This window comes from Methylocaldum sp. (assembly GCF_039794385.1).
In the GTDB taxonomy this organism is placed as follows: Bacteria; Pseudomonadota; Gammaproteobacteria; order Methylococcales; family Methylococcaceae; genus Methylocaldum.
Genome location: NZ_JBDIVO010000408.1, coordinates 1 through 3,711, shown reverse-complemented (window position 1 = coordinate 3,711; position 3,711 = coordinate 1). Strand labels below are relative to the sequence as shown.

Annotated in this window: 2 protein-coding genes and 1 pseudogene; 1 reads left to right on the top strand and 2 read right to left on the bottom strand. The window is 58.6% G+C overall.

What is annotated here, in order from left to right; genetic code table 11:
* Nucleotides 1-100 precede the first annotated feature (100 nt).
* Both ABJK70_RS21730 and ABJK70_RS21725 read right to left on the bottom strand, forming a co-directional pair.
* Nucleotides 101-307, bottom strand: a pseudogene (locus ABJK70_RS21730) (IS200/IS605 family transposase); the annotation flags it as partial.
* Nucleotides 308-418: 111 nt separating this feature from the next.
* The gene (locus ABJK70_RS21725) at nt 419-1,162 is read right to left on the bottom strand and encodes an aldolase (protein ID WP_347259107.1); all 744 of its coding nucleotides are present in this window, start codon (nt 1,160-1,162) and stop codon (nt 419-421) included.
* 573 nt (nt 1,163-1,735) lie between these two features.
* Between ABJK70_RS21725 and cimA the strand changes: the two genes are divergently transcribed.
* Entirely contained in the window at nt 1,736-3,295 is a 1,560-nt protein-coding gene (gene cimA / locus ABJK70_RS21720) for a citramalate synthase (protein ID WP_347259106.1), read from the top strand.
* Nucleotides 3,296-3,711 lie beyond the last annotated feature (416 nt).

Below are 3,711 nucleotides of genomic sequence, written 5' to 3'. Positions count from 1 at the left end.
CGGCTCTGCCGGGGGTTTTAGAATGTGAGCCGCTCAAAGCGGCTGAACGGGGTCGCTAACGCGGCCCCGCCGTTCTTGAGCCACCTTAAAGGTGGCAAACTCAGTACCAGAGGTTCATCTGTTCCAATCGCTGATCTTCGCGTTCCCGGTGGCGGATGTACTCGCTAATCACCCGCTCGTCCCGATCCATGGTCGAAACAAAGTACCCTGCGCCCTGAAGTGTTGCCCAACAAAGGTGCTTCCGCTCGCCGGATACCCGGGCCAGGTGAATCGCGCTCTTGCCCTTGATGTACCCGACTACTGTTGATTTGCACTGAAATCTGGCTCTTCCGAGGAACCCTCGGGTTCTTCGGATGACCTTCGGGGTCCCCCAAGCCTTGTCCACAGGAGCTTTCGGCTTCGGGCTCAGGCCGGTTAATCAGCGGCGGTACAACCCGCCAGCCGCATCCAGCAGCCGCTTCTGAGCGGCGAAATGGCGCTCGATGTAGCCCAGGTCGAAACGCTCATAGCGGGTCTGCGCGGCAACCTGCTCGATCAGGGCGGGATCCAAACGACCGAGGGGACGCCCGGTGCTCATGGCGAGAATCTGAGTCTGAGCCGCCCGCTCGATGAAGTAAAGGTCATCCCATGCCTGAGCCACGGTCGGCGCGGCCGTGATGACCCCGTGATGGCCCAGGAACAGCACGTCATTATCGCCAAGAATGCTCGCCAGCCGTTCACCGACGGCATCCGACAGGGCGACTCCGTCGTAGTCGATGTCGTAGGCGACCCGGCCATAGAAGCGGCACGTGGTGTGCAGGGCCCATTCGAGACGGCCTTGTGCCAGCATCGTCAGCGCTGTGGCATAAGGCTGATGGGTGTGGAGCAGCACCCGGGCACGGGAAACGAGGCGGTGGATCGGGGCGTGGATGTGATGTGCCGATGCCGCCGGCTCGCCCTCTCCCCGGACCACGTTGCCGTCGAAATCGCAGACGATCAGGTTCGAGGCGGTGATTTCCGAGAAATGCAGGCCAAAAGGGTTGACCAGAAAGTGCTGGCCATCGGGGAGAACGGCGGAAAAATGATTGGCGATCCCTTCGTGGAGTTGGTTCGCCACAGCCATGTGGAAAGCGGCCGCCAGATCCACGCGGAGTTCCTGCTCGGCTTCGGTCCTGTTGATCATGGTCGCGCCCCTCCTCGGATGGATTGGACTGATTCTACAAACTTGATTGGCCGCAGGATAGGATATTCTGCTGATCAAAAACTCCGACAAATGCGCCGGGCATGCGGAAGCCAACCGCGGATGGGGTATTCCATCGCGTTTGTTAGACTGTTCCCGAAAGTGCTGCACGGTCGGGACCTGTCTGGAATTCGGTGATCGTCCTGACGACCGCCTATCCTGACAGGGTGTAAAACGGTTGGGATCAAGAGTTGCGAATGGATTCATCGTCGCTTTCCATTCCCGGGTGGTCGGCACATTCCTTAATGAAGCCAGCATTCGTCGGCGCGGAGCATTGAGCTTCGTTCCCTATTGCCTGAACGGTCCTGAACAACCTTTGACCGAATCGAGCTCACCCTCGGAATTCATGTCACCTTGACGGACTCAACCGTACAATGCCCATAAAAGAGATTAAAAGACCTGCTGATGTCCTTTGCTTAGCTCCGTCGTGCGAGGGACTCCCGAGGGCTCTTAGCCTATCCGACGCGGGTACTGGCAGATCATCCATGCCGCTGATGACTTAACAAAGAGACGAGAATGGTTCAACTTTTCCTGTACGACACCACGCTCCGCGATGGCTCCCAGCGGGAGGAGGTTTCCTTTTCCTGTGAGGACAAGCTGGCGATCGCGCGGCGGCTGGATCGGATCGGAATCCATTACATCGAAGGCGGTTGGCCCGGATCCAATCCGAAGGATGCCGAATTTTTTAACCGAGTCCGTGGCATCGGGCTTCAACAGGCACGGCTGGTGGCGTTCGGCAGCACCCGGCGAAAGCACAGCCGCTGTGAGGACGACCGGAATCTTGCGGCCCTGAGCAGTGCCGGCACGCCTGCCGTGGCGCTGGTTGGAAAAAGCTGGGACTTTCAGGTCGGCAGCGTGTTGAACACCACGCCGGAAGAAAATCTGGTAATGATTCGAGACAGCGTGGCGTTCATGAAGCAGCGCGGTTTCGAGGTGATCTTCGATGCGGAACACTATTTCGACGGCTATAAGGCAAACCCGGACTACGCCCTAGCGACTTTGCAGGCTGCGGCAGAAAGCGGAGCCGACTTCCTGGTCCTCTGCGACACCAATGGGGGCAGTTTGCCTTGGGAAATCGAGCCGATCGTGGCGGCCAGTCGCCGCATACCGGGCTGGCTCGGGATTCATGTCCACAACGATAGCGCCTGCGCGGTGGCCAACTCCTTGGCCGCGGTGCGTGGGGGATGCGTTCAGATCCAGGGCACCATCAACGGGTACGGAGAGCGAGTTGGCAATGCGGATCTCACGAGCATCATCCCGGCCTTGCAGCTCAAGATGGGGTATTCGGTACTGGCTTCGGAACAGTTGCGGGAGCTCACGAGCCTGTCGAAATATGTGGCCGAAATCGCCAATCTGAGCCATTCCAAGCAGCAGCCTTACGTTGGAGAGAGTGCGTTCGCGCACAAGGGCGGGATCCATGCCGCGGCCGTCTTGAAGCACGCCGGCAGTTATCAGCATATCGATCCTACTCTGGTGGGTAATGCGACCCGCATGCTCGTGTCGGAGTTATCCGGGCGCGGCAATCTGCTTTCCCAAGCTCAGCTTCGCGGGCTTAAGCTCTCGGATGATGAGGCGCAACGGGTACTGCACCAGGTGAAAAACCTAGAACATCAGGGTTTTGCATTCGAAGCCGCGGAAGCCTCCGTGGATCTTCTGCTGCATCGAGCCGGTTCGGATTACCAGCCACCGTTCGAGCTCATCGATTTCATGGTGTTGGCGGAACACCGTCATGGCCGCGGTTTATTGTCCGAGGCGACCGTCAAAATCCGAGTAGGGGGAGACGTTCGATTCGCCGCCGCCGAAGGCAACGGGCCGGTGAATGCGCTGGCGCAAGCCCTCCATGAAGTGCTCTGCCGGTATTATCCAGAGCTGGAACAGGTTCAGCTGACCGACTATAAAGTGCGCATTCTGAACACCGAGCAGGGTACCGGAGCCGTTACGCGGGTTCTCATGGATTTTTGTCATGGTGAACGCACGTGGACTACAGTGGGTGCGAGCCCCAACATTATCGAGGCCAGCTGGCGAGCGTTATCCGACAGTATGGAATATGCCTTGATCGTACTCCGCCAGCCGTGAGGCTTCGGTGCGTTCGTAGAGGGCGCCCCCATTTCGATAAGCAGTGCGCCCAACGAAAACAATCCCGAAATCCGCACGAGCTTCACCTGCCGTGTCTGATGTCGGAGCGCTGCCCAAAGTTCCGTAACAGACGACCCGCCGGACCTGGCTCACTTCATCAGCAGCCCACTTGGCTTTGCCGATAGCTAAGGGCAAGGCTGGGATTTACGCCTGAACCCGACCCCGATTGTGCTGGCTTGAGCCACTCATATCTTCGCCGTGTCAGAAGGGAATACTGCCAGCGGATGGTGTCCTGCAACCAGGCGGCAAGGATTTGATATTTCCTCTTTAACGTACCAGGAGTACGCCATCTTGCGGCGTTAGCGCCAGACTAAAGATTCCTTCCAGTGCCCAGATTCATCCTCTGTGGCACGCCA

What these genes read in the sequence shown, in the direction of transcription:
- cimA (WP_347259106.1), top strand. Translation starts at nt 1,736, where the DNA reads ATGGTTCAACTTTTCCTGTACGACACCACGCTCCGCGATGGCTCCCAG.
- ABJK70_RS21725 (WP_347259107.1), bottom strand. Translation starts at nt 1,162, where the DNA reads ATGATCAACAGGACCGAAGCCGAGCAGGAACTCCGCGTGGATCTGGCG.